Raw genomic sequence first — 24,403 nt, 5'->3', positions numbered from 1 at the left:
CCTGCGGACGTCACACAAAGGCGCGTTTACGACATGCTGCTTCCGCCGGCCCTGTAGGAGCCAGCTTGCTGGCGAAGCGCTAATCCAGACATTGCAAAAATTTCGCTTGAAAGGGCCTCTCGCCAGCAAGACGGATCGCCGCCCGCTGGCTCCTACAAAGTCAGCGAGACAAACAAAAATCCCCGGCCAGGCCGGGGATTTTTTAGAAGCGTCGCGATCAGACAGCCTTGCCAGGCAACTGCCCGTCCGCCCGGAACATGCCGCGAATGCCGCGCACCGCCTGGCGGATGCGGTCCTGGTTTTCGATCAGCGCGAAGCGCACGTGATCGTCGCCATACTCACCGAAGCCGACACCCGGCGATACGCAGACCTTGGCTTCGGCCAGCAGCTTCTTGGCGAACTCCAGCGATCCCAGGTGGGCATAGGCTTCGGGAATCCTGGCCCAGACATACATGGACGCCTTGGGATTCTCGACCATCCAGCCCAGTTCGTGCAGACCTTTGACCAGCACGTTGCGGCGCTGCCGGTACTGCTCGGCAATGTCCAGCACGCACTGCTGGTCGCCTTCGAGCGCGGCGATGGCCGCGACCTGCAACGGTGTGAAGGTGCCGTAGTCGTGATAGCTCTTGATCCGCGCCAACGCGCCGACGAGCTCGGGATTGCCGACCATGAAACCGATCCGCCAGCCAGCCATGTTGTAGCTCTTGGACAGGGTGAAGAACTCGACCGCAATGTCCTTGGCGCCGGGCACCTGCATGATCGACGGCGCTTTCCAGCCGTCGTACACGATATCGGCGTAAGCCAGGTCATGGACGACCAGCACGTCATACTGCTTGGCGAGCGCCACGACGCGCTCGAAGAAGTCCAGCTCCACGCACTGCGAGGTCGGGTTGGACGGGAAGCCGAGAATCATCATCTTGGGCTTGGGAATCGAGCCGCGGATCGCTTTTTCCAGCTCGGCGAAGAAATCCACACCGGGCACCAGCGGCACCGAGCGCACCTGGGCGCCGGCAATCACGGCACCGTAGATGTGAATCGGGTAGCTGGGGTTGGGCACCAGCACGGTATCGCCCTGATCCAGCGTGGCGAGCATCAGGTGCGCCAGGCCTTCCTTGGAACCGATGGTGACGATGGCTTCGCTCTCGGGGTCGATCTCGACCTCGTAGCGTTTCTTGTACCAGTTGGAGATCGCCCGGCGCAGGCGCGGAATGCCCCGCGAGGTGGAATAGCCGTGGGTGTCTTCGCGCTGGGCGACAGTCACCAGTTTCTCGACGATGTGCGGCGGCGTCGGCCCGTCGGGGTTGCCCATGCTCAGGTCGATGATGTCCTCGCCGCGACGACGGGCTGCCATCTTGAGCTCGGCGGTGATGTTGAACACATAAGGGGGGAGTCGATCGATGCGCGCAAAGCGGCGCGGCGAACCTTGGTCAGCCATGAGGTATCTCGCATACGTAAGCGCCCGGAACCGTCCGAGCGACGTTGGCCACATGAGGCGGCCTGCTGCGCAAGATAAGTGCGGCGGCGGGGTTTGTCCATCACGATTTCGGCGTCCCCGTGACCGTAGGAGCCAGCTTGCTGGCGATTTGTCCTGCTGGCAATAAGGGGTCGCCAAGACGGATCGCCAGCAAGCTGGCTCCTACGGTCGGGTTATAAAACCCTTAGGCCGAGCAACGCCAGAAAATGCAGCGGGTAGATCGCATACGCCCAGCGCCGCATCGGCCAGACCTTGAACGGCAGCGTGTAGCGCAGCAGCGCCATGCCCAGCAGCGGCGCCAGCAGGCAGGCGATGATCGCCGCGATGGAAATCGGGTCACCCCATTCGGCAGCGGCGAACATCTCGGGCCACGCGTTCCCCGCCACGCAGAACCCGCCAGGGATGAGAGCGAGCCAGAGCGCCCGCCGCTGCGCCAGCATAAAGACAAATGGCAACAGCGCTCCCGGCAAGCCGAACATCAGGAATTTCTGAAACAGCACGGCCACCAGCAAGGCCGCCAGCGCCATGACCCGCGTCGCCGGGTTGCGGTGTGCCCAGCCCTGCGCGATCAGCAAGCCGAGCACCAGCGTCGGCATCACATTGAGCGTCGTCGCGTCGATCATGAACATCCGGTAAGGCAATTCCGACAACGCGGAAAAGCCCAGAAGCCAGGCCAGATAACGCCATTGCACGCGCGGTGCCGTGAGGGCCGCACTGCGCCGCGACAGATTGACGGCAATCGCCAGACAGAACCAGGGAAATGCCAGGCGACCCGGCACGTACAACTCGTTCACCGACCAGCCGACGTAACGCAGATGGTCCAGCACCATGCACAGCATCGCCAGCCATTTGAGCAGGTCCAGCGCCCTGTCGCGCCCCGGCAGATAAGGCGGGTTGGAAAGATCCATATCGCTCCCGTTCGTACAGGCCTGTCACGCACGCAAGACGTGGCTGCGCCCCACAATGTTCGCTACAGTGCGCAGCATATATGTCCACAAGGAATCGGCCATGACAGACCAAAGCCAACAGTTCGCCAGCGACAACTATTCCGGCATCTGCCCTGAAGCCTGGGCAGCCATGGAACAGGCGAACAAAGGCCATCAACGTGCCTACGGCGACGACCAATGGACCGCTCGCGCCTCGGATGATTTCCGCCGTCTGTTCGAAACCGACTGCGAAGTGTTTTTTGCCTTCAACGGCACGGCGGCCAACTCGCTGGCGCTGTCGGCGCTGTGCCAGAGCTATCACAGTGTCATCTGCTCGGAAACCGCCCACGTCGAGACCGACGAATGCGGTGCGCCGGAGTTTTTTTCCAACGGATCGAAACTGCTGACCGCCCGTAGCGCGGACGGCAAGCTGACCCCCGAGTCGATCCGCGAAGTGGCGCTCAAGCGCCAGGACATCCATTACCCCAAGCCACGGGTTGTGACCCTCACTCAGGCGACCGAAGTCGGTGGCGTCTACCGCCCCAACGAGCTGCAGGCGATCAGCGACACCTGCAAGGAGCTGGGCCTGAATCTGCATATGGACGGCGCGCGATTTTCCAACGCCTGCGCATTCCTCGGATGCTCGCCGGCTGAACTGACCTGGAAGGCCGGCGTGGACGTGCTGTGTTTCGGCGGCACCAAGAACGGCATGGCGGTGGGCGAAGCGATCCTGTTCTTTAACCGCGACCTGGCGGAAGATTTCGACTATCGCTGCAAACAGGCCGGGCAACTGGCGTCGAAGATGCGCTATCTGTCAGCGCCGTGGGTGGGTCTTCTCGAAAACGACGCCTGGCTCAAGCACGCAGGCCACGCCAATCGCTGCGCGCAATTGCTGGCTGAACTGGTCAGGGACATTCCCGGCGTGGAGCTGATGTTTCCGGTCGAGGCCAACGGCGTGTTTCTGCAGCTGTCGGAACCGGCGATTGCTGCCCTGACGGCGCGGGGCTGGCGTTTCTACACCTTCATCGGCAGCGGCGGCGCGCGCTTCATGTGCTCATGGGACACTGAAGAAGCGCGCGTGCGGGAGCTGGCGGCGGATATCCGGCTGGTGATGGGCGGCTGATTACAGGACCCTGGCTGTCAGACCTGCGACAGGCTCTTCGAGATCGCGTCCACGGTCGCGTCGATCTGCTCCTGACAACGCTCCAGCTCGACCTTGTGCTGCTGTTTCATCTCGATCTGCTGCGAGCACAGATTGAGAGCAGCCAGCACCAGCAGGCGGTCGCCAATCAGGCTGGGGTATTTGCGCTTGGTGTCGGCCAGCGATGCCTTGAGCATCGCCGCCGCTTGCAGAAGAGTCTGGTCTTCTCCGTCCGGAGCCTTGACCGAGTACTCGTTCCCCAGGATCGAAAGAACGGTTACCCCATTCCTGTCGTAGTTCATTCGCCGACAGCGCTTGCGCTGGTGGCGCGCTCGACCAGCGCCTGAATGCGGGCTGCGGTGCTGCCCTGCTTCTCTTCCTGTTCCATCAGGCTCAGTTGCAGGCTGTCGTTCTCGTCCTTGGCCTGAGCCAGCTCCGCCGCCAGTTGCGCGTTCGTTTCCTGCAGTTTCTGGTTCTGCTGCAGCAGGTCACCAACAAGTTGTTCCAATTGGCTAAGGGACGCTTCCAACATTTTGAATTTCTCGAGCTGATTTCAACGGGCGCACACGATAAAGAAAAGTCACTGCGCGTGCCAGCGTCAACCGATAACCGCCGGCACCCGGTGATTACCGCAGATGCATAGGGGGCTTGTGACTGTGAATCGGCCGAGCGGTTCCTGCTGTTCGTCAGACCGACGGTCCATGCGACAAAAGAGCGCAGCGCGCCATCCTATTGCCATCACCGATAATCCGGTTGTTTAAGCCTGACAAGGGCTTACAGCGCTTTTCCTGCCACGACTGGAAGCACGCCACCGCGCTCTACCTGCTCAAGCCGATGACTGACGCCTCAAGACTTGAATTTCTTGACCGATAGGCAGTTAGCAAGAGCTCATACCAATGAAAAAACCGCATGGAACGCGCCTTACCTCTGGAAGCAATTATGTCTTTGCGTAACATGAATATCGCTCCGCGCGCGTTCCTGGGCTTTGCCCTGATCGGCAGCCTGATGCTGATCCTGGGCGTGTTCGCCCTCTCGCAGATGAGCAAGATCCGCGGCGCCACCGATATGCTCGCCGAAAACGCCATGCCGAGCATCAAGAGCCTCGACCGTTTCACCGAAGTCAGCATTCGCTTGCGTGTGCTGTCTTATCGCCTGCTGGTCAACCGTGAGCCGGACATCCAGCAGAAGACGCTCGATCTGTTCGCCATGCGCAACAAGCAGATCACCGATGCCCAGGCGGTTTATGAAAAGCTGATCAGCAGCCCTGAAGAGCGCGCGCTCTACGACCAGTACGTGAAGCTGCTCAACGAATACCGGGGTCTGGAGGCGCGCCTGAAGAGCCTGACCCTGGCCAACAAGGTCAGCGAACTGCAGGACCTGCTCAACAACGAGATGCTCAAGAACTCGGACGAGATGAACGCGGTGCTCCTGAAACTGGTCGACTACAACACCGATCAGCTGGTTCTGACCAAGGAAAAGGCTGCTGCTCAATATGATTCGGCGTTCAATCTGGTCGTGGGCCTGCTGATCGCGGCCACCGTACTGACCATCATCTTTGCCATGCTGCTGACCAACAGCATCACTCGCCCGATTGCCGACGCCCTGACTGCCGCCGAGCATATTGCCGAAGGCAACCTGACCCGGCCGATCACGGTCGATGGCAAGGATGAAGCCGGTCGCCTCCTGGCAGCCATGCAGACTATGCAGAACAAACTGCGTGACACCCTGCACCGCATTTCCGGCTCGGCCACGCAACTGGCCTCGGCCGCCGAAGAGCTGAATGCCGTCACCGACGAAAGCGCGCGCGGCCTGTCCCGTCAGAATGACGAGATCGAGCAGGCGGCTACTGCCGTCAACGAGATGACCAGCGCTGTCGAAGAAGTGGCCCGCAACGCCACCAGCACTTCCGAAGCGTCGAAAGCCGCTACCTCTTCGGCCGGCGACGGTCGTGATCTGGTCATGGAAACCGTGGGCGCCATCGAGCGCATGAGCAGCGACGTGCAGAGCACCGCCGAACTGATCGGTAACCTGGCCGAAGAGTCCCGTGACATCGGCAAGGTGCTGGACGTGATTCGCGGCCTGGCCGATCAGACCAACCTGCTGGCCCTCAACGCGGCCATCGAAGCGGCGCGTGCCGGTGAAGCCGGTCGTGGTTTTGCGGTCGTGGCCGACGAAGTCCGCGCCCTGGCGCATCGCACCCAGCAGTCGACCAGCGAAATCGAGCGCATGATCGGCAGCATTCAGAGCGGTACCGAACATGCCGTGGATTCGATGCGCAACAGCACCGAGCGCGCCGAGTCGACCCTCAACATCGCCAAGGGCGCCGGCCTTGCGCTGGACACCATCAACTCGGCGGTGGAAGAAATCAACGAACGCAATCTGGTCATCGCCAGCGCCGCGGAAGAACAGGCTCAGGTCGCCCGTGAAGTCGACCGCAACCTGGTGAACATCCGCGACCTGTCCGCCCAGTCCACCAACGGCGCCAACCAGACCTCCGCCGCCAGCACCGAGCTGTCGCGCCTGGCGGTGGATCTGAACACCATGGTTGCGCGGTTCAGCCTGTAACGCCGGTCATCGCCAGCAAGCTGGCTCCTACAGACTATGTGTAGGAGCCAGCTTGCTGGCGATAAACGCTTACAACCTTACACTCGCAAACGTCGATTCATTGCGCGCCTGGCTCAACGCCGACAGCGGTCCGGACAGCGGCGCCAGCACCAGCGCCTGCGGTATCGGCATCATGGCGACCTGCTGAGTCGTATTCGAACTGACGCGCTCGTCGCGTGGCGGAATCCCGAAATATTCGCGATAGCACTTGGAAAAGTGCGGCGTCGACACGAACCCGCACACCGAAGCCACTTCGATGATCGACATCGGCGTCTGCTTGAGCAGCTGCCGCGCGCGGATCAGGCGCAGCTTGAGGTAATAGCGCGAAGGTGAGCAATGCAGATACTTCTGGAACAACCGCTCCAGCTGTCTGCGCGACACGGCGACATACACCGCCAGTTCGTCCAGATCGATAGGCTCTTCGAGATTGGCCTCCATCAACGCGACGATTTCCTGCAATTTGGGCTGGTTGGTGCCGAGCATGTGCTTGAGCGGCACCCGCTGGTGATCCTGCTCGTTGCGGATGCGTTCATACACGAACATTTCGGAAATCGCCGCCGACAACTCGCGCCCGTGATCGCGGCTGATGAGGTGCAGCATCATGTCCAGCGGCGCGGTGCCGCCCGAGCTGGTGAAACGGTTGCGGTCAAGGGTGAACAGTCGGGTGCTCATCGCGACCCGCGGAAAGGCTTCCTGCATCGCCGCCAGACACTCCCAATGCACGCTGCATTCGAAACCGTCGAGCAGACCCGCACAGGCCAGCGCCCAGCTGCCGGTGCAGACCGCGCCCAGTCGTCGTGACTGGCGCGCCTGCCCTTGTAGCCAGCTTACGTGCTCGCGGGTTACCGAGCGCTGAATACCGACGCCGCCGCAGACGATCACAGTGTCCAGGGATGGCGCGTTGTGCATCGCGGCGTCGGGAGTGATCTGCAGGCCGTCGCTGGCCCAGACCTGGCTGCCGTTGGCGGTCAGCGTGGTCCAACGGTATAGCTCGCGACCCGAGAGCTGGTTGGCCATGCGCAGAGGTTCGACCGCGGAGGCGAGGGAAATCAGCGTGAAGTTGTCCAACAGGAGAAAGCCGATGGATTGCGGCGCGCGGTTCTGGGGCTGTGCATTCAAGGAAGTCATCACGTTATCTCCTCACGCTGAACGGGCATAGGCCTGAAAGCCTCTTCTTATCTCCCCCGCGCAAGGCAGGGCTTTGCGGTTGAATCGCAAAACCCATGCCGAAACTTGAATGCCCATTCAAGATCTCCAGAAAACGACGTCGCGATGTGTCTATCCGGCAGCGACGTTATTGCCCAATAGCGACGCCACTTCGTCGGCCGGCTCGCTCCAGTGAGCACTTAGGTAGCACTTGGGTGTGGCGAAAGGCGCGGGTTGTTTCAAGACTGCTACCCAATGCACAGGGTGCTGGCAACGCGCTATCAATCAGCGGTTTCGCGCTAAAAGGTGGCGAACGCTGCCACGGATGAGCACAAATCGAGCACGCCTTCAGGCGCCATCCGGATCCTGAACTTACCTCCGTCGCCGGGGTTCAAATCAGCGCTTCGGCGCTCGGTACTCGCTGCGCAAAGGACTACGCTGAATGTTGCAGCCCGATGCTTCCGACTCCGTCTGGCGCCCTGACCTCAGGTCGCTTTCGACGGCGCCATTACATGTCCTCGGGACGGGAAGAATCTGTAAACGACGCCGCTCATACTGGATACGACCCCTCCTGTACTGGTTACGACGCCCCCTGTAGGCGTTTGATTTTCCCTGGTGGATGATCGGGACGACCGGTTGCCGGACGCAGTGATGGAGCTTTCCCGCAATGTCTCTCCCACACATATGCCGCACCGGCGCTCGCACGCGGACGGCCGAGAAAAATCAAAAGGAGTCCATCTGATGAAAGGTCCCAAATCGTTGTTGCTGGCAGTCGCGCTCGGCAGCCCCTTGCTGGCCCAGGCTGCGGAGCCGGCCGCATGCCACACCGTCAATTTCTCCGACGTGGGCTGGACGGACATCACCGTCACCACCGCAGTGACCAGCGTGGTCCTTCAGTCTCTGGGCTACAAGACCAAAACCACCATGATCTCCGTCCCGGTGACTTATAAGTCGCTGGCCGATGGCAAGAACATGGACGTATTCCTCGGCAACTGGATGCCGACCATGGAAAACGACATCAAGGCTTATCGCGAAGCCGGAACCGTCGAAACGGTGCGCGCCAATCTCGAAAACGCCAAATACACCCTCGCCGTTCCTCAGGCGCTCTACGACAAGGGTTTGAAGGACTTTGCGGACATTCCGCGCTTCAAGAAGGAGCTGGACGGCAAGATCTACGGCATCGAACCGGGCAACGATGGCAATCGGCTCATCCAGAGCATGATCGACAAGGACGCTTTCGGCCTCAAGAGCGCCGGTTTCAAGATGGTCGAGTCCAGTGAGGCGGGCATGCTGTCACAGGTCGATCGTGCCGCCCGGCGCGGCACCGACGTGGTGTTCCTGGGCTGGGAACCGCATCCGATGAACACGCGCTTCAAGCTGAAATACCTGACCGGCGGCGATGAGTTCTTCGGCCCCAACTTCGGCCAGGCCACCATCTACACCAACACCCGCAAGGGCTATACCGAGCAATGCAGCAACGTGGGCCAGTTGCTCAAGAACCTGTCGTTCACGCTGGACATGGAAAGCAAGCTGATGGGCAACGTCCTGGACGACAAGATGAAACCCGAAGCGGCCGCCAAGGCCTGGCTGAAAAACAACCCGCAGGTGCTCGACAGCTGGCTGGCGGGCGTTACCACTGTCGACGGCAAACCGGGGCTGGAAGCGGCCAAGGCTCAGCTTACGAAGTAAACCGGTCGCGGGCGCGATACCGCCCGCTTCTTATTTTTCCGCAAGCGGACACGAACCATGCTGACTGATCATAAAATCCCTCTGGGCGAATACATCGCCTCGTTCGTCGACTGGCTGACGCGCAACGGCGCAGACTATTTCGATGCAATCGCCTCGACGCTGGAAATGATGATTCATGGCCTGACCTTCGCCCTGACGTGGTTCAATCCGCTGGTGCTGATCGGCCTGATTGCAGCGCTGGCGCACTTCATCCAGCGCAAATGGGGCCTGACCGTCTTCGTCGCCCTCGCCTTCCTGCTGATCCTCAACCTGCACTACTGGCAGGAAACCATGGAGACCCTGGCGCAGGTGCTGTTCGCCACGGTGGTCTGCGTGTTGATCGGCGTACCGCTGGGCATCGTTGCGGCACACAAACCGATGTTCTACACCGTCATCCGGCCATTACTGGACCTGATGCAGACAGTCCCCACCTTCGTTTACCTGATTCCGACGCTGACCCTGTTCGGTCTCGGCGTAGTGCCCGGTCTGATCTCCACGGTGGTGTTCGCCATCGCGGCGCCGATCCGCCTGACCTACCTGGGCATTCGCGATGTACCTCATGAACTGCTCGATGCCGGCAAGGCCTTCGGCTCGTCACGCCGCCAGTTGCTGACCCGGATCGAATTGCCCTACGCCATGCCCAGCATCGCGGCCGGCATTACCCAATGCATCATGCTCTCGCTGTCGATGGTGGTGATTGCGGCGCTGGTGGGCGCCGATGGCCTGGGCAAACCCGTGGTCAACGCATTGAACACCGCCGACATCGCCTTGGGCTTCGAAGCCGGTCTGGCGATCGTCCTGCTGGCGATCATGCTCGACCGTATCTGCAAACAACCCGATGCCAAGGTAGGGTCCGACGCATGAGTATCATCCAGTTCGACCAGGTAGACGTCATCTTCGCCAAGGATCCGCGTGAGGCTCTCAAACTGCTGGACCAGGGCCTCTCGCGTGACCAGATCCTCAAGAAAACCGGCCAGATCGTCGGCGTCGAAAAAGCCAGCCTGGATATTCAGAAAGGCGAAATCTGCGTGCTGATGGGTCTGTCGGGGTCCGGCAAATCAAGCCTCTTGCGCTGTATCAACGGCCTCAACACTGTCAGCCGTGGCGCGCTGTACGTGGAGCATGAAGGCAGCCAGATCAACATCGCCAACTGCACGGCGGCCGAACTCAAGATGATGCGCACCAAGCGCATCGCCATGGTCTTCCAGAAATTCGCCCTGATGCCCTGGCTGACCGTGCGCGAAAACATCAGCTTCGGTCTGGAAATGCAGGGACGTCCGGAAAAGGAACGACGCAAGCTGGTGGACGAAAAACTCCAGCTGGTGGGCCTGACCCAGTGGCGCAACAAGAAGCCCGACGAACTGTCCGGCGGCATGCAGCAGCGGGTCGGTCTGGCCCGCGCGCTGGCGATGGATGCCGACATTCTGCTGATGGACGAACCCTTCTCCGCGCTTGACCCGCTGATTCGCCAAGGCCTGCAAGACGAACTGCTGGCGTTGCAGAGCAAACTGAGCAAAACCATCGTGTTCGTCAGCCATGACCTGGACGAAGCGCTCAAACTGGGCAGCCGCATCGCCATCATGAAAGACGGCCGGATCGTGCAGTACAGCGTCCCCGAACAGATCGTGCTCAACCCGGCGGACGACTACGTGCGCTCGTTCGTGGCCCACACCAATCCATTGAACGTGCTGTGCGGTCGCAGCCTGATGCGCACCGTCGATGACTGCACCAAGATCAACGGCTCCGTGTGCCTGGACCCTAGCGGCGATTCATGGCTCGATCTGGCGGACGGCAATGTCATCAAAGGCGCGCGTCAGGGCGAGACGCAACTGGATTTGCAGAACTGGGCACCCGGCCAGGACGTCGCCAGCCTGCAACGCCGCCCGACCCTGGTGAGCTCCAACATCGGCATGCGCGACGCCTTGCAGATCCGCTACCAGACCGGCAACAAACTGGTGCTGCAGGACAACAACCGCGTCGTCGGCATCCTGGGCGACAGCGAGCTGTACCACGCGCTATTGGGCCGAAACCACGGCTGATCGTCGGAATGCCGCCCACAGCAAGCTGGCTCCTACACTATCTCGTAGGAGCCAGCTTGCTGGCGATGGCAACGACGCGGGGCCTCAAACAGACCGCATTTATCCTTTTATCGCCAGCAAGCTGGCTCCTACGTCTGTTAGCGCATTCCTTGAAAGCCCCACCCTACGGGGCTTTCACGCGCCCACCCGTTTTTCTTGATTGATCGTTCAATAAAAAATAACTAGACTGTGTCGACCCACTGGCAGAACCACCGGCGTGAAACGCCCAGGAGACTTCCGCAATGCCCAAGGTCGGTATGCAACCCATCCGTCGTCAACAGCTGATCCAGGCCACGCTCACGGCGGTCGATCAGGTGGGGATGAGCGACGCCAGCATTGCGCTGATTGCGCGTCTGGCCGGGGTTTCCAATGGGATCATCAGCCATTACTTCCAGGACAAGAACGGTCTGATCGAAGCGGCCATGCGCCACCTGATGACCGCCCTGAGCAAAAGCATCGCGCAGCGCCGTCAGGCACTGGGCGACAGCAGCCCGCGAGCGCATCTGCAAACGATCATCGAGGGCAACTTCGACGCCAGCCAGGTCAACGGCCCGGCAATGAAGACCTGGCTGGCCTTCTGGGCCACCAGCATGCATCAGCCCTCGTTGCACCGCTTGCAGCGCATCAACGATCACCGCCTGTATTCGAACCTGTGCTGTGAATTCCGCCGTGTTCTGCCGCTGGAGCAGGCACGCAGCGCGGCCCGCGGCATGGCGGCGCTGATCGACGGCCTCTGGCTGCGCGGCGCGCTGTCGGGAGACGAATTCGATACCGAGCAGGCGCAACGCATCGCCTGTGAATACCTGGATCTGCAACTGGCAAAAGCGACGAGCTGAGGCGCCCTGCCCGCTCGTCCCGGACTGTCTTCAGTCACCGCCCCCAACCGAATTGCGAGGACTCTATGGCCCGTTTTGAATTGCAAAAACTCTACATCGACGGTGGTTATGTCGACGCCAGCACTGGCGAAACCTTCGACGCCATCAACCCGGCCAACGGCGAAGTGCTGGCCCAGGTGCAGCGCGCCGGCAAAGAGGACCTGGAACGTGCCGTTGCCAGCGCCGAGAAAGGCCAGAAAATCTGGGCCGCCATGACCGCCATGGAGCGCTCGCGCATCCTGCGCCGGGCCGTGGATATCCTGCGCGAGCGCAACGACGAGCTGGCGGCACTGGAAACCCTGGACACCGGCAAGGCAATTTCCGAGACCCGCGCGGTCGACATCGTCACCGGCGCTGACGTGCTGGAGTATTACGCGGGCCTGGCGACTGCCATCGAGGGTGAGCAGATCCCGCTGCGCACCTCATCGTTCGTCTACACCCGCCGCGAGCCGCTTGGCGTGGTGGCCGGCATCGGCGCCTGGAACTACCCGATCCAGATCGCCCTGTGGAAATCCGCGCCCGCACTGGCGGCCGGCAACGCGATGATCTTCAAGCCCAGCGAAGTGACGTCCCTGACGACCCTGAAACTGGCGGAAATCTACACCGAAGCCGGTTTGCCGAACGGCGTGTTCAACGTCCTGACCGGCAGCGGCCGTGAAGTCGGCAGCTGGATCACCGAGCACCCGCGCATCGAGAAGGTTTCCTTCACCGGCGGTACCGACACCGGCAAGAAAGTCATGGCCAGCGCCTCCAGCTCGTCGCTCAAGGAAGTGACCATGGAGCTGGGCGGCAAGTCGCCGCTGATCATCTTCGACGACGCCGATCTTGATCGCGCGGCGGATATCGCGATGATGGCCAACTTCTACAGCACCGGACAGGTCTGCACCAACGGCACCCGGGTATTCGTGCCGAACGCGCTGAAAGCGGCCTTCGAGGAAAAGATCGTCGAGCGGGTCAAGCGTATCCGCGCCGGTAATCCCGAGAACGAAAACACCAACTTCGGTCCGTTGGTCAGCTTCGAGCACATGGAAGGCGTGCTTGGCTACATCGCCAAGGGCAAGGAACAGGGCGCGCGCCTGCTGTGCGGCGGCGAGCGCCTGACTGACGGCGAGTTCGCCAAGGGCGCTTTCGTCGCCCCGACCGTATTCACCGATTGCCGCGACGACATGACCATCGTGCGCGAGGAAATCTTCGGGCCGGTGATGAGCATTCTTGGCTACGACACAGAAGAGGAAGTGGTGCGCCGCGCCAACGACACCGACTTCGGCCTGGCCGCCGGTATCGTCACCCGCGACCTGAACCGCGCCCACCGCGTGATCCACCTGCTGGAAGCCGGTATTTGCTGGATAAACACCTGGGGCGAATCGGCCGCGGAAATGCCGGTCGGCGGTTACAAGCAATCCGGCGTCGGCCGCGAGAACGGCATCAGCTCTCTGGCGCAGTACACCCGCATCAAGTCCGTTCAGGTCGAGCTGGGCGAATACGCGTCGGTGTTCTGATCCACCACCTTCGTCCAGGCACGCGCGCTCAGTTGCACGGGCGCGCCTTGTCTGGACCCGGCCGGTTCAGGCCGCGCTCCAGCATGGGGTGCTAGGGGTCGAGTGCGCAACGCATTCCCCTGTCGATTTATCTATACGAGGGGCTTATTCATGACCCAGGAATTCGATTACATCATCATTGGCGCCGGCTCGGCCGGTAACACGCTGGCAGCCCGTCTCACCGAAGACCCGGGCGTCACCGTTCTGCTGCTCGAAGCGGGCGGTCCCGACTACCGCGCGGACTTCCGCACCCAGATGCCCGCCGCCCTGGCGTTCCCGCTGCAAGGCCGCCGCTACAACTGGGCCTACGAGACCGAGCCGGAGCCGTACATGGACAACCGTCGCATGGAGTGCGGTCGCGGCAAGGGCCTGGGCGGTTCGTCGCTGATCAACGGCATGTGCTACATCCGCGGCAACGCCATGGACTACGACGGCTGGGCCAAGGAGCCAGGTCTTGAAGACTGGAGCTACCTCGATTGCCTGCCGTACTTCCGCAAGGCCGAGACTCGCGACATCGGCCCGAACGACTACCACGGCGGTGACGGCCCGGTCAGCGTGACCACGCCCAAGCAGGGCAACAATCCGTTGTTCCACGCCATGGTCGAAGCGGGCGTGCAGGCCGGCTACCCACGGACAGACGACCTGAACGGTTATCAACAGGAAGGCTTCGGCCCCATGGACAGGACCGTGACGCCCAATGGCCGTCGCGCCAGCACCGCGCGCGGTTACCTGGACGAAGCCAAGAAACGCTCGACTCTGACCATCGTCACCCACGCGCTGACCGACCGCATCTTGTTCGAAGGCAAACGAGCCGTCGGTGTCGAGTATCTGGTAGGCGGCAGCGATACCGCTACCCGGGCCCGTGCGCGCAAGGAAGTCCTGCTGTGCAGCGGTGCCATCGCTTCGCCGCAGATTCTGCAACGTTCCGGTGTCGGCCCCGCCGAGCTGCTGCGTCAGTTCGATATTCCGGTGGTGCACGACCTGCCAGGCGTAGGCCAGAACCTTCAGGACCACCTGGAGATGTACTTGCAATACGCCTGCACCCAGCCGGTTTCGCTCTACCCGTCGCTGCTGTGGTGGAACCAGCCGCCGATCGGCGCGAAATGGATGTTCCTCGGCAAGGGCATCGGCGCCAGCAACCAGTTCGAAGCCGGCGGTTTCATCCGCTCCAGCGAAGAGTTCGAGTGGCCGAACATTCAGTACCACTTCCTGCCGGTCGCCATTAACTACAACGGCACCAAGGGCGTGAAAGAGCATGGTTTCCAGGCGCACGTCGGCTCCATGCGCTCGCCAAGCCGTGGCCGGGTCCAGATCAAGTCCCGCGACCCGCGTGAGTACCCGAGCATCCTCTTCAACTACATGTCGTCCGAGCAGGATTGGCAGGAATTCCGCGATGCGATCCGCCTGACGCGCGAGATCATCCAGCAGCCGGCGCTGGACCCGTATCGCGGTCGGGAAATCAGCCCTGGTATCGAAGTGCAGACCGACGAACAGCTGGACCAGTTCGTCCGCGAGCATGCCGAGACGGCTTATCACCCGTCCTGCTCATGCAAGATGGGCACCGATGAAATGGCGGTAGTCGATGGTCAGGGCCGCGTGCACGGGCTGGAAGCACTGCGCGTGGTCGATGCCTCGATCATGCCGCTAATCACCACGGGCAACCTGAACGCGCCGACGATCATGATCGCCGAGAAGATCGCCGACCGAATCCGCGGCCGTCAGCCTCTGCCCCGCAGCACCGCGCCCTACTTCAAGGCCGGCGACCGCCCGGCGCGCGGCAAGCCGATGCGCGAGGTTGCGCGCTAGAGCGCCTGATCGCCAGCAAGCTGGCTCCTACACCGGCCCTGTAGGAGCCACCGGGGCGGCGATCCGCCTTGCTGGCGATAACCCCTCAATATCGCTTACTCCGCAATCAACCAATCCATCTTCCACCCGCCCCTGGTCTGGCCGAGCTTCTCGGCCAGATACGGCATCAGCTCCCGCAACTCTTCCTCCAGCCCCCAAGGCGGGTTGGCAATCGCCAGGCCCGAGCCGTTCAAGCTGGCCGGCGTATCCAGCGGATGCACATACAACTCCACGCGCAGCAACTTGGGCGCGCCGGTTTCCGCCAGGTCCTGATAGAAACGCTTGAGTTGGCGCTGGTCCTTGACCGGATACCAGATCGCAGCCACCGTCTGGCGCATCCGGCCGATGGTTTCCTTGAGCGCCACCGCACAGCGTTTCATCTCGTCTAGCTGCTCGAACGGCGGATCGATCAGCATCACCGCGCGCTTCTCCGCCACCGGCAGCAACGCGCGTGGAACATGCCAGCCCTCACCCAGGTGGACGGCCACGCGGCGGTCGCCCTTCATGTTTTCCTTGAGCAGACGGCCATCCTCGGGATGCTTCTCGTTGAGCAGCACCCGCTCGCGCTCGCGGGTCAGGCGGCGTGCCAGTTCAGGGGAACCGGGGTAGTAACGCAGCTCGCCATCCGGGTTCATGTCGCGCAGTACCTGAAGGTAATCCGCCGCCAGGGCAGGCACGTCTTCGGCGCCCCACAGACGGCCGATGCCTTCGAGCCATTCACCGGTGCGGGTGGCCTGATCGCCTTGCAAGTCATAAAGACCCAGCCCCGCATGGGTATCGAGGTAGGCGTAAGGCTGTTCCTTGCGAGCCATGAGGGCCAGCAAGCGGGTCAGAGTGATGTGTTTGAACACGTCGGCGTGGTTGCCGGCGTGGAAGGCGTGACGGTAATTCATGGCAGCTCCTGGAAGGCCGCGCAGTTTAACAAAGTTGTCGTGGGCGATCCCGCCGCAGGCGACTTAACTGAAAACGACCTGACCGTAGGTGTTTCGGCCAAAGGGCGTCGCGCGGGGTTGTCGTGGTCATGAGGCCCCACCAGAATCAGGTAAACCCCGTCCACAGGAAGCAACGCGATGATGCACGCCGATTTGATCGACCAGGAAGACTTGCTTGGGCAACTCAGGGCGCTGGGCTTCGAAATGCCCAGCGGCGCAACGGCCGAACAGGCCTGTGCGCAGGCCGTATGCGGCCTGACCGGCGAACGCGCCGTCGCCTTGCGAAGAATGGTGGAACAGATGCTGACCGGCCGCGCGACCATCCTCCCGGCCGTGCGTCAGGCAATCGACCAGCAACTGCTGCCGGCGCTGGCGGCTTACAAGCAGAGTCATGCCTGAATCAGACGCTGCGCGTTGTCTTCATCGCCAGCAAGCTGGCTCCTACCGCCCCCCGTAGGAGCCAGCTTGCTGGCGATCTGCCGCAACGCGGCAGCAATCCGGACGACGCGATATTTCAGAAAACCGCGCCATCTAAATCGCCAGCAAGCTGGCTCCTACAACACTGTGTAATCCTCAATACTCGATCCGCACATCCCCTTTCGGCACGCTGCAGCACGACAGGATATAACCCTCGGCAACGTCATCATCGGTAATGCCGCCGTTGTGCTCCATTTCCACTTCGCCGCTGAGCTTCATGACCTTGCAGGTTCCGCAGATGCCCATGCCGCAGGCCTTGGGGATCATCAGGCCAAGCTTGGCCGCCGCGGCATGCACAGTTTCCCCCGGCGCCACGCGAATGCTCTTGCCGGTGTCGGTGAACTCCACCTGATGCTGGTCCGCCACATCCACGTCCGGCGTCTCGGCGGCGATTTCCGCCTGCTCCACCGCGTCGGCGCGTGCTTCGGGCGGCGTCGCGCCGAACGATTCCTCATGGTACTGCGCCATGTTGAAACCGTTGTCCTGAAGCAGGCGCTTGACCGCATTCATGTACGGCGTTGGCCCGCAGCAGAAAACCTCGCGCTCCATGAAGTCCGGCGCCATGAGTTCCAGCATCTTCTGATTCAGATAACCCCGGTAGCCTGCCCAAGGTTCACCCAGGCCGTGCTTCTCGCAGACCAGGTGCAGGCTGAAGTTCTCGATCCGCGACGCCATGTGCTCCAGCTCGCGGTGGTAGATGATGTCCTTGGGCGAGCGGGCGCTGTGCACGAATACCATGTCGACGTTGGCATTCGTGTCGTAGAACCAGCGAGCCATGGACATGACGGGGGTAATGCCGACGCCGCCGCTGAGATAGAGAATCTTGGGGTTCGGAAAATCGATGGCGTTGAACAGCCCGACCGGTCCGTGAACGGCCAGTTCCTGTCCTTCATGCAGGGTGTCATGCAGGTAGTTGGAAACCTTGCCGCCGGGCACCCGCTTGATGGTGATGGAAAAACTGTACGGCACGGAAGGCGAACTGGAGATGGTATAGGAGCGCATGACCGGCACGCCTTCGATCTCCAGCTCCAGGGTCACGAACTGGCCCGGCTTGAAGAAGAACATGATCGGCTGGTCGGCCATGAAGCAGAAGGTGCGTACGTCCCAGGTTTCCTGAATCACCTTGACGACCCTGACGAGATGACGACCGTTTGCCCACGTCTGGGTGGTTACCGGGCTCAGAAAACTTTGCGACATGCTGGCTCTCCATGGCCGACCACCGGCCTTTCGTGATGTGAATTCTGCTTAACGCCCAAAGCGCCCGTTTACCTGTCTGCGACATTCACATGCTTACCGCGACCAGCCCCGGTCTACGGCGGCTCCGGCGTCGGAAACGGATTCGGCCGTGTCGCCCATGGATAAGGTTCGGCCCTCGGGCGGCTCCACACTGCGCACCGGATCGTTACGAAAACATTACCCATAAGCTGAACGACCGCGGTCGTTTGCGTGCACACTCCGACAACCGTATTAGCCACATTCGCAGGCCGCCCGGGTGCGGTCATGAGGACTTGAAAATGGACGTCACCGCAACCTTGAGCCTGGGCGACCCGCTGGAACCTGCACGCAAGGCCACCGCCGAAATGCTGCACAACCGTGAGCGCACCTATTCGCTGCCGCAGCCGTTCTACTCCGACGAGCGCCTGTTCGACATCGACATGCAGGAGATCTTCCACAAGGAGTGGCTGATCGCCGGGATGACCTGCGAAATCCCGGCCAAGGGCAACTACCTGACCCTGCAGATCGGCAAGAACCCGGTGCTGGTCGTGCGCGGCCCGGACGGCAGCGTCAACGCCTTTCACAACGTTTGCCGTCACCGCGGATCGCGCTTGTGCACCAGTGAAAAAGGCAAGGTTGCGAAACTGGTCTGCCCGTATCACCAGTGGACCTACGAACTGGACGGCCGCCTGCTCTATGCCGGTACGGAAATGGGCGATGACTTCGACATGAAGAACTTCAGCCTCAAACCCATTCATGTGAAGACCGCCGGGGGTTATATCTTCATCAGCCTGGCGCAGAATCCGCCGGCCATCGACGAGTTCCTGGCGACCCTGCGCCACTACATGGAGCCGTACGACATGGAAAACACCAAGGTGGCCGTGCAGACCACCTTGATGGAAAAGGCCAACTGGAAACTGGTCCTGGAAAACAACCGCGAGTGCTACCACTGCAATGGCTCGCACCCGGAACTGCTCAAGACTCTGCTGGAATGGGACGACGTCACCGACCCCCGCGCGGACCAGGCCTTCAAGGATCATGTCGCCGCCTCGGCCGCCGCCTGGGATGCGGAAAAAATCCCCTACGCCCACGCCAGCTTCGGACTGCGCAACCGCATCGTGCGCATGCCGCTGCTCAAGGGCACCGTCTCGATGACCCTGGACGGCAAAGTCGGCTGCAAGAAACTCATGGGTCGCATCCAGAACCCCGACCTGGGATCGATGCGCATCCTGCACCTGCCGCATTCATGGAACCACTGCATGGGCGACCACATCATCGTGTTCACCGTATGGCCCATCAGCGCCCAGGAAACCATGGTCACCACCAAATGGATCGTGCACAAGGACGCGGTCGAAGGCGTCGACTACAACGTCCAGCGCATGCGCGAAGTCTGGGACGCCACCAACGACCAGGACCGCCGCCTGGCCGAGGAAAACCAGCGCGGCATCAACTCCACCGCCTACCAGCCCGGCCCTTACTCCAAGACCTACGAGTTCGGCGTGGTCAACTTCATCGACTGGTACAGCTCCCGCATGCTGAACAACCTCGGCGCCGAGCCTGCGCCTTATCTGAAAGGCGTGGCAGTGAATCACGAGTGAGCCTTTTCTGATTCACACTATGCTGCCTGACGAGTCCGCCGCTGTGCAGAAGAGCGTATCTGTAGGAGCGGACTTGTCCGCGATGGGCTGCGAAGCAGCCCAACATCCACGCCCCAAAATCAAATCTGCTCAAAAAATAACCAACTAAAGTGGAACGCCACCCTATCGGGCCTTTCGCGCTTCGCGAACAAGTTATCCACAAGACCACCCACAGCAATTGTGAGTATCAAGGTTTTTTCCATGTGAGGGTGCGAGGTATCTGCGGCGTTGCGGAGAGCATCAGCGGCTTCCGCAGGCTGTACGTTTTTTGATCTAAAGCTTAAAAGCCGCGAATCACAAGGCTTGCAGGGGATGACGAACACCTTATCCACAGAAGGGCCAACAGACTTTGGGAACAACTTGTCTGGGATTGCGGATCAGCTGTGGAAATCTCCTTTCCATTGGGTTTTACGATGTCTGCAAGCGAATCACCAGCTGCAAGTCTGCGTTGGTCAAAATATGATCGAAACCTTAAGAACGTTGCTTTACAAGGGCTGCAGCGGACCACCAACATCTTGTCCACAGGGAGGCCAACAGAGATTGTGGGCAGTATCGCGCCGGACATCGTCCAAAATTCAAACTGTCCACAGAAGAATCTGACCACTTGGCTGATCACTAAATGATCAATGCTCTACAAGCCGCGCAGCACAAGGCCTTCAGGCAGAGACGAACATCTTATCCACAGCCGGACGCACAGGGATTGTGTGTAACAGTCGAATATCAGCGAACTACACCCTCTTCGATCAGCAACTTGAGAATAGCGGCCGCGCCATCTTCCGGAGTCATGCCTTTGAGCACCTGACCCCCGCCGCCACTCGCTTTGGCGGTCGCTGCTTTCATACGGTCAGCGCCGCTCTTGGCCTTGACCACTTTCAGGCGCTTGGGACGCGGTTTGGCGGGCTGAAGCGCGTCGCTTGTGAGTAACTCATCGGTCACTGTTTCAACGTGCTCAACTTCAAGGGCGCCGCGCTGGGCCGGGCCATAAGCGCTTTGCCTGGGTTTTGGCCCTGCGTTATCCACAGTGGCGAGAAACGGCAGCCGGACTTTCAGCCGCCGCCGTTGGCCACGCGGCAGTGCTTGAAGAACCAGCGCCATGCCGTTTTCCAGGGATTCGACCTCGGCCAGGCCACTCACCAGAGGCCAGCCCAGGTTCTCCGCGAGGAGAAAGGGCAGCATGCCCGAGCCTTCGCCGGTTTCCGCCTGGCTGCCAGTCAGGACGATCTGAGCCGGGTGATGACGCAGATAATCGAGCAAGGCCGGCACTACATCTGAGCCGGCAGGTTGTTCAAGCACATGCAGCGCATCGAGTCCCATGCCCATGTAGGCCCGCAACGCCGGCTCCTGAGGATCGCCGGCGTGGAGCACTTCCAGCGTTTGGCCGGCCAGTTGCAGACCGAGTTCGACGGCGCGGGCATCTTGCTCGGCGCGACGGGTCCGGCCCGACGTGGGGTGAGCGCCGGCCGAAACCAGCGTCAGGATACGAAGGGCACTGTTGTCCACAGGCTGTGCCGCCGACTCATGCCGCATCGCGTTTCTCCCCGTTGCGCCAGGCCTCGACCGCCCGGATCAGGGCCGACAGAATCTCGTGACTTTCGCCGATCACCGAAAGATCGGCTCGCTTGACCATGTCACAGCCGACGTCCAGATTGACGGCCACCACCTTGTCGCAGGCGCCTATGCCCTGCAGATGCTGGATGGCGCCAGAGATACCCACAGCCACGTAGACCCTGGCAGTCACCCAGGTCCCGCTGGCACCGACCTGACGTTCACGGCCCATGAAGCCGTCGTCGACCGCGACGCGCGAGGCCCCCTCAGTGGCGCCCAGTGCTGCTGCGGCTTCGTGAAATAGCTCCCAGTTCTTGACGCCGTTCCCGCCGGAAACAATGAATTCGGCTTCGGCCATGGGGATGATTGCCGGATCGACCGCCACTGCGCCCAGATCCTCGATTCGCGGCAGGCTGCGCGGCACACGTGTGGATAACTCCACGGGCAGCGCCTCGTGGCGGGTTTCGCTGACAGGCTCGGCACATTCCGCGGACGCCAGGATCAACCTTGGCAACGGCCGGGAAAAATCGTTTTGCCCTGCGCCTGCTCGCCCCGTGCAGCGTTCGGCAGTCGCTTGCCAGACGCGGGTCGCGGGACGCTCGCCCAGCCTGGCGGCAAAACGTCTGCCCAGCTCGCCGCCGCCGGTGCGGCTGTCAGGCAGCAGCCAGTGACGCGGGCCGAACTGGTTATCCACAGCGCGCAGGCCCTGAATACGTTGCTCCGGTGCGTACCCGGCGAACTCTTCGCCGTCGAGCGTCAGCAGGCGATCGACGCCCGCCGTGTCAAACGCGCTTTCCTTGTGCTCGCCGAATACCACGGCCAGCACAGCGCCGTCCGTTCCTGCCATCTGATGAGCCAGCCCGAGCAGATCCCGGTCATGAGCGCTCAAGCGCCCGCCGACCATGTCCGGTACCACGCAGATATAGAAAGCCGGGGCCGGCACTTGATGCAGCGGCAGTTGTACCTCGACACTGGTCTGGCGCTTGCCGGTCGCCGTTTGCTGGGCGCCGCTGCGGTCGATGCGTTTGATGCCGTTCGGGCCGATGAAGCCGATGCTGTGAACGATGCGGCGCATCACGCCATTGGGCCCCATCCAGCGAAGCTGGGCCGGTTGCAGGGTCGCATGCAGAGGATGCAGCCGGTTGCGGGCAATCCATTCAACCCTTGGGTCGCGGCGAACAATATCGCTCATCAGAGCACCTCCGCAGGTTCACGTTTTACCTGTACCGGTCTGGGCGCGGCGGGCGCGTCGTCGGCCAGGGCCTCGGCCACCAGTTCGGCGATGTCCTTGACCAGCGGTCTGGGTTCAACCACGCCTTCGAGCATCGCCGTGCACTGTGGACAACCCACAGCGACCAGTTCGGCACCGGTTTCCCGAATGTCTTCCATGCGCATGTCGGGGATCCGCTGGCGGCCTGGAATATCGGTGATCGGCGCTCCGCCACCGCCGCCGCAACACCGGGAGCGGAAGCCGGAACGCTGCATTTCCCGCACCTCGATGCCCAGCGCGCGCAGCACGTCGCGCGGTGCCTGGTACTCGCCGTTGTAGCGGCCCAGATAGCAGGGATCGTGATAGGTCACGCTGGCGCCTTTATGCGCTTTGAGCTTCAACGCGCCGTCTTGCACCAGTTCGGCCATGAAGGTGCTGTGGTGCTGGACCTCATAGTGGCCGCCAAGCGCGCCGTATTCGTTTTTCAACACATGAAAACTGTGCGGGTCGCAGCTGACGATGCGCTTGAAGTCGTATCGGGACAGCGTCTGGATATTCCGGCGAGCCAGCATCTGGAAGGTCGCTTCGTCGCCCAGACGCCGGGCGACGTCGCCGCTGTCGCGCTCTTCCATTCCCAGCACCGCGAAATCCACGCCTGCGGCCCTGAGCACCTTCACAAAGGCGCGCAATGTGCGCTGGTTGCGCATATCGAATGCGCCGTCGCCCACCCAGAACAGAACATCGGCGGCCTTGCGCTCGCTCATCAGCGGCAGGTCAAGGTCAGCGGCCCAGTTCATGCGGCCTCCGGGCGCGAAGCCGCCCGGGTTATCGGTCGCGATCAGGTTGTCCAGCACCTCGGCGCCCTTGTTGGGCGTGGCGCCTTTTTCCAGGGTCAGGTGACGACGCATGTCGACGATGGCGTCCACGTGCTCGATCATCATCGGGCACTCTTCGACGCAGGCGCGGCAAGTGGTGCAGGACCACAGGGTTTCAGGCTCGACCAGACCGTTGACGATGGGCTGATGCGGCGCGCCGCCATGCTCGCCGATCGGCCTGCCCTTGCCGTCGAGCGACGGATAGGGGCTGCCGGCGAATCGGGCATCGGTGCCGCCCGCCAGACCCACGACCATGTCCTGGATAAGCTTCTTGGGGTTCAGCGGCTGTCCGGCGGCGAACGCCGGGCAGGCGGCTTCGCATTTGCCGCATTGCACGCAGGCATCGAAGCCGAGCAGCTGATTCCAGGTGAAGTCCTTGGGCTTTTCCACGCCCAGTGGCGCGTCGGGATCGGCAAGATCGAGCGGCTTGAGCCCGGTGGAGCGGCCACCGCCGAAGCGTTCGGCGCGGCGGTGCCAGGCCAGGTGCAAAGCGCCCGCGAACGCATGCTTCATCGGTCCGCCCCAGGTCATGCCCAGAAAAAGCTCGCTGACGCCCCAGGCGACGCCCAGCGCCAGAATGCCGGCCAGCAACCAGCCGCCAAAATCGGTCGGCAGGATACCCGCGACCGGAAGCGTCACCAGGAAGAAGCTGATGGAAAACGCCAGCAGGCTTTTCGGCAGGCGCATCCACGGGCCTTTGGAGAGACGCGCGGGCGGATTGATACGACGCCGGTAGATGAAGATCGTGCCGATGAACATGAGGACCGTCGTCAACAGCAGCGCGTAACCCAAAACACGGTGCTGCAGGCCGAAACCATGCACCGCGATTGCCAGCAGAATGGACGCTGCCGCCCCGCCCGCCGTGGCAACGTGAGTATTGGCGATGTACTTGTCGCGTCCGACCACGTGGTGCAGATCGACCAGATAGCGCTTGGGCATTGCCAGCAGGCCGCCCAACAGATCGACTTTCGACGCCCGGCCGTTACGCCACAGGCTTGCGCGCCGCCAGGCGCCAAGCACCGCGAGGGCCAGGGCCGTGAACAGCAGGATGGGGAGAATGGTGCTTAACATGTGAAGCTCCCGGGACCTTGCGGTCTTGCAGGCAGAACTGGACAGGCGGCTTGCCGCAACACCCGTAGGAGCCAGCTTGCTGGCGA

At 61.9% G+C, this 24,403-nt stretch carries 20 protein-coding genes and 1 pseudogene; 11 read left to right on the top strand and 10 right to left on the bottom strand.

Going from position 1 to position 24,403, the window contains the following annotated elements; translation table 11 throughout:
• Positions 1 to 217: 217 nt before the first annotated feature.
• Complete coding sequence (gene alaC, locus TRP66_RS08795) at positions 218 to 1,435, bottom strand: alanine transaminase (RefSeq protein ID WP_333401144.1); 1,218 nt, start codon at positions 1,433 to 1,435, stop codon at positions 218 to 220.
• A 212-nt stretch (positions 1,436 to 1,647) separates the two neighbouring features.
• Entirely contained in the window at positions 1,648 to 2,382 is a 735-nt protein-coding gene (locus TRP66_RS08790) for a TraX family protein (protein ID WP_333401143.1), read from the bottom strand.
• Between the two features lie 100 nt (positions 2,383 to 2,482).
• On the opposite strand from TRP66_RS08790, the gene TRP66_RS08785 reads away from it, so the two are divergent.
• Complete coding sequence (locus TRP66_RS08785) at positions 2,483 to 3,523, top strand: threonine aldolase family protein (protein WP_333401142.1); 1,041 nt, start codon at positions 2,483 to 2,485, stop codon at positions 3,521 to 3,523.
• A gap of 17 nt (positions 3,524 to 3,540) precedes the next feature.
• On the opposite strand, the gene TRP66_RS08780 is transcribed toward TRP66_RS08785, so the two are convergent.
• Together TRP66_RS08780 and TRP66_RS08775 are read right to left on the bottom strand one after the other, a co-directional pair.
• Positions 3,541 to 3,843, bottom strand: coding sequence for a cell division protein ZapA (locus TRP66_RS08780; RefSeq protein WP_333401141.1), 303 nt, complete (start codon positions 3,841 to 3,843; stop codon positions 3,541 to 3,543).
• Positions 3,840 to 4,073 (bottom strand): hypothetical protein, encoded by a 234-nt coding sequence (locus tag TRP66_RS08775; protein ID WP_333401140.1) that lies wholly within the window; start codon positions 4,071 to 4,073, stop codon positions 3,840 to 3,842. Before TRP66_RS08775 ends, TRP66_RS08780 begins: the two co-directional genes overlap by 4 nt.
• Positions 4,074 to 4,450: 377 nt before the next feature.
• Here TRP66_RS08775 and TRP66_RS23575 point away from each other — a divergent pair.
• Together TRP66_RS23575 and TRP66_RS23570 are read left to right on the top strand one after the other, a co-directional pair.
• Positions 4,451 to 5,251, top strand: a pseudogene (locus tag TRP66_RS23575) (MCP four helix bundle domain-containing protein); the annotation flags it as partial.
• Positions 5,234 to 6,106, top strand: a complete 873-nt coding sequence (locus TRP66_RS23570) for a methyl-accepting chemotaxis protein (RefSeq protein WP_442965186.1) — start codon at positions 5,234 to 5,236, stop codon at positions 6,104 to 6,106. The pseudogene TRP66_RS23575 and the gene TRP66_RS23570, both read left to right, overlap by 18 nt.
• Before the next feature lie 69 nt (positions 6,107 to 6,175).
• Here the strand turns inward: TRP66_RS23570 and TRP66_RS08765 are convergent, their stop codons facing one another.
• Positions 6,176 to 7,273 (bottom strand): GlxA family transcriptional regulator, encoded by a 1,098-nt coding sequence (locus TRP66_RS08765; protein WP_333401138.1) that lies wholly within the window; start codon positions 7,271 to 7,273, stop codon positions 6,176 to 6,178.
• A gap of 759 nt (positions 7,274 to 8,032) precedes the next feature.
• Here TRP66_RS08765 and TRP66_RS08760 point away from each other — a divergent pair.
• The 6 genes from TRP66_RS08760 to betA all read left to right on the top strand — a co-directional run bounded on the left by TRP66_RS08760 (position 8,033) and on the right by betA (position 15,316).
• A complete protein-coding gene (locus tag TRP66_RS08760; RefSeq protein WP_333401137.1) occupies positions 8,033 to 8,980 on the top strand; it encodes a choline ABC transporter substrate-binding protein in 948 nt (315 codons plus the stop codon).
• Between the two features lie 57 nt (positions 8,981 to 9,037).
• Positions 9,038 to 9,883: a choline ABC transporter permease subunit gene (gene choW, locus TRP66_RS08755; protein WP_333401136.1), complete on the top strand. Its 846-nt coding sequence runs from the start codon at positions 9,038 to 9,040 to the stop codon at positions 9,881 to 9,883.
• Entirely contained in the window at positions 9,880 to 11,058 is a 1,179-nt protein-coding gene (choV, locus tag TRP66_RS08750; RefSeq protein WP_333401135.1) for a choline ABC transporter ATP-binding protein, read from the top strand. Before choW ends, choV begins: the two co-directional genes overlap by 4 nt.
• 281 nt (positions 11,059 to 11,339) lie before the next feature.
• A complete protein-coding gene (gene betI / locus TRP66_RS08745) occupies positions 11,340 to 11,933 on the top strand; it encodes a transcriptional regulator BetI (RefSeq protein ID WP_333401134.1) in 594 nt (197 codons plus the stop codon).
• Between the two features lie 65 nt (positions 11,934 to 11,998).
• Positions 11,999 to 13,471: a betaine-aldehyde dehydrogenase gene (gene betB / locus TRP66_RS08740; RefSeq protein ID WP_333401133.1), complete on the top strand. Its 1,473-nt coding sequence runs from the start codon at positions 11,999 to 12,001 to the stop codon at positions 13,469 to 13,471.
• A gap of 150 nt (positions 13,472 to 13,621) precedes the next feature.
• On the top strand, positions 13,622 to 15,316 hold the full coding sequence (betA, locus tag TRP66_RS08735) for a choline dehydrogenase (RefSeq protein ID WP_333401132.1): 1,695 nt from the start codon (positions 13,622 to 13,624) through the stop codon (positions 15,314 to 15,316).
• A gap of 95 nt (positions 15,317 to 15,411) precedes the next feature.
• Here betA and TRP66_RS08730 read toward each other — a convergent pair whose 3' ends face one another.
• Positions 15,412 to 16,248, bottom strand: a complete 837-nt coding sequence (locus TRP66_RS08730; RefSeq protein WP_333401131.1) for a 23S rRNA (adenine(2030)-N(6))-methyltransferase RlmJ — start codon at positions 16,246 to 16,248, stop codon at positions 15,412 to 15,414.
• Between the two features lie 177 nt (positions 16,249 to 16,425).
• On the opposite strand from TRP66_RS08730, the gene TRP66_RS08725 reads away from it, so the two are divergent.
• Complete coding sequence (locus TRP66_RS08725) at positions 16,426 to 16,686, top strand: hypothetical protein (protein ID WP_333401129.1); 261 nt, start codon at positions 16,426 to 16,428, stop codon at positions 16,684 to 16,686.
• A 174-nt stretch (positions 16,687 to 16,860) separates the two neighbouring features.
• Here TRP66_RS08725 and gbcB read toward each other — a convergent pair whose 3' ends face one another.
• Positions 16,861 to 17,961 carry a glycine-betaine demethylase subunit GbcB gene (gene gbcB / locus TRP66_RS08720; protein WP_333401128.1) on the bottom strand — a complete coding sequence of 367 codons (1,101 nt, stop codon included), beginning with the start codon at positions 17,959 to 17,961 and terminating at the stop codon, positions 16,861 to 16,863.
• A gap of 317 nt (positions 17,962 to 18,278) precedes the next feature.
• Between gbcB and gbcA the strand changes: the two genes are divergently transcribed.
• Entirely contained in the window at positions 18,279 to 19,577 is a 1,299-nt protein-coding gene (gene gbcA / locus TRP66_RS08715; RefSeq protein WP_333401127.1) for a glycine-betaine demethylase subunit GbcA, read from the top strand.
• A gap of 759 nt (positions 19,578 to 20,336) precedes the next feature.
• Here the strand turns inward: gbcA and etfB are convergent.
• From etfB to dgcB, 3 genes are read right to left on the bottom strand one after another with little or no spacing between them, the layout of a single operon-like run.
• Entirely contained in the window at positions 20,337 to 21,143 is an 807-nt protein-coding gene (etfB, locus tag TRP66_RS08710; RefSeq protein WP_333401126.1) for an electron transfer flavoprotein subunit beta, read from the bottom strand.
• Positions 21,133 to 22,353, bottom strand: coding sequence for an electron transfer flavoprotein subunit alpha (gene etfA, locus TRP66_RS08705; protein WP_333401125.1), 1,221 nt, complete (start codon positions 22,351 to 22,353; stop codon positions 21,133 to 21,135). The genes etfB and etfA overlap by 11 nt, the downstream gene beginning before the upstream one ends.
• Positions 22,353 to 24,317, bottom strand: a complete 1,965-nt coding sequence (gene dgcB / locus TRP66_RS08700) for a dimethylglycine demethylation protein DgcB (RefSeq protein ID WP_333401124.1) — start codon at positions 24,315 to 24,317, stop codon at positions 22,353 to 22,355. Before dgcB ends, etfA begins: the two co-directional genes overlap by 1 nt.
• Positions 24,318 to 24,403: the final 86 nt, after the last annotated feature.

This window comes from Pseudomonas sp. JDS28PS106 (genome assembly GCF_036706555.1).
GTDB lineage: Bacteria > Pseudomonadota > Gammaproteobacteria > Pseudomonadales > Pseudomonadaceae > Aquipseudomonas.
This window is presented reverse-complemented; position numbering and strand designations above follow the sequence as displayed.

Coding starts and splice junctions, on each gene's coding strand:
- alaC (WP_333401144.1), bottom strand. CDS start 1,435: ATGGCTGACCAAGGTTCGCCGCGCCGCTTTGCGCGCATCGATCGACTC.
- TRP66_RS08790 (WP_333401143.1), bottom strand. CDS start 2,382: ATGGATCTTTCCAACCCGCCTTATCTGCCGGGGCGCGACAGGGCGCTG.
- TRP66_RS08785 (WP_333401142.1), top strand. CDS start 2,483: ATGACAGACCAAAGCCAACAGTTCGCCAGCGACAACTATTCCGGCATC.
- TRP66_RS08780 (WP_333401141.1), bottom strand. CDS start 3,843: ATGAACTACGACAGGAATGGGGTAACCGTTCTTTCGATCCTGGGGAAC.
- TRP66_RS08775 (WP_333401140.1), bottom strand. CDS start 4,073: ATGTTGGAAGCGTCCCTTAGCCAATTGGAACAACTTGTTGGTGACCTG.
- TRP66_RS23570 (WP_442965186.1), top strand. CDS start 5,234: ATGCAGACTATGCAGAACAAACTGCGTGACACCCTGCACCGCATTTCC.
- TRP66_RS08765 (WP_333401138.1), bottom strand. CDS start 7,273: ATGACTTCCTTGAATGCACAGCCCCAGAACCGCGCGCCGCAATCCATC.
- TRP66_RS08760 (WP_333401137.1), top strand. CDS start 8,033: ATGAAAGGTCCCAAATCGTTGTTGCTGGCAGTCGCGCTCGGCAGCCCC.
- choW (WP_333401136.1), top strand. CDS start 9,038: ATGCTGACTGATCATAAAATCCCTCTGGGCGAATACATCGCCTCGTTC.
- choV (WP_333401135.1), top strand. CDS start 9,880: ATGAGTATCATCCAGTTCGACCAGGTAGACGTCATCTTCGCCAAGGAT.
- betI (WP_333401134.1), top strand. CDS start 11,340: ATGCCCAAGGTCGGTATGCAACCCATCCGTCGTCAACAGCTGATCCAG.
- betB (WP_333401133.1), top strand. CDS start 11,999: ATGGCCCGTTTTGAATTGCAAAAACTCTACATCGACGGTGGTTATGTC.
- betA (WP_333401132.1), top strand. CDS start 13,622: ATGACCCAGGAATTCGATTACATCATCATTGGCGCCGGCTCGGCCGGT.
- TRP66_RS08730 (WP_333401131.1), bottom strand. CDS start 16,248: ATGAATTACCGTCACGCCTTCCACGCCGGCAACCACGCCGACGTGTTC.
- TRP66_RS08725 (WP_333401129.1), top strand. CDS start 16,426: ATGATGCACGCCGATTTGATCGACCAGGAAGACTTGCTTGGGCAACTC.
- gbcB (WP_333401128.1), bottom strand. CDS start 17,961: ATGTCGCAAAGTTTTCTGAGCCCGGTAACCACCCAGACGTGGGCAAAC.
- gbcA (WP_333401127.1), top strand. CDS start 18,279: ATGGACGTCACCGCAACCTTGAGCCTGGGCGACCCGCTGGAACCTGCA.
- etfB (WP_333401126.1), bottom strand. CDS start 21,143: ATGCGGCATGAGTCGGCGGCACAGCCTGTGGACAACAGTGCCCTTCGT.
- etfA (WP_333401125.1), bottom strand. CDS start 22,353: ATGAGCGATATTGTTCGCCGCGACCCAAGGGTTGAATGGATTGCCCGC.
- dgcB (WP_333401124.1), bottom strand. CDS start 24,317: ATGTTAAGCACCATTCTCCCCATCCTGCTGTTCACGGCCCTGGCCCTC.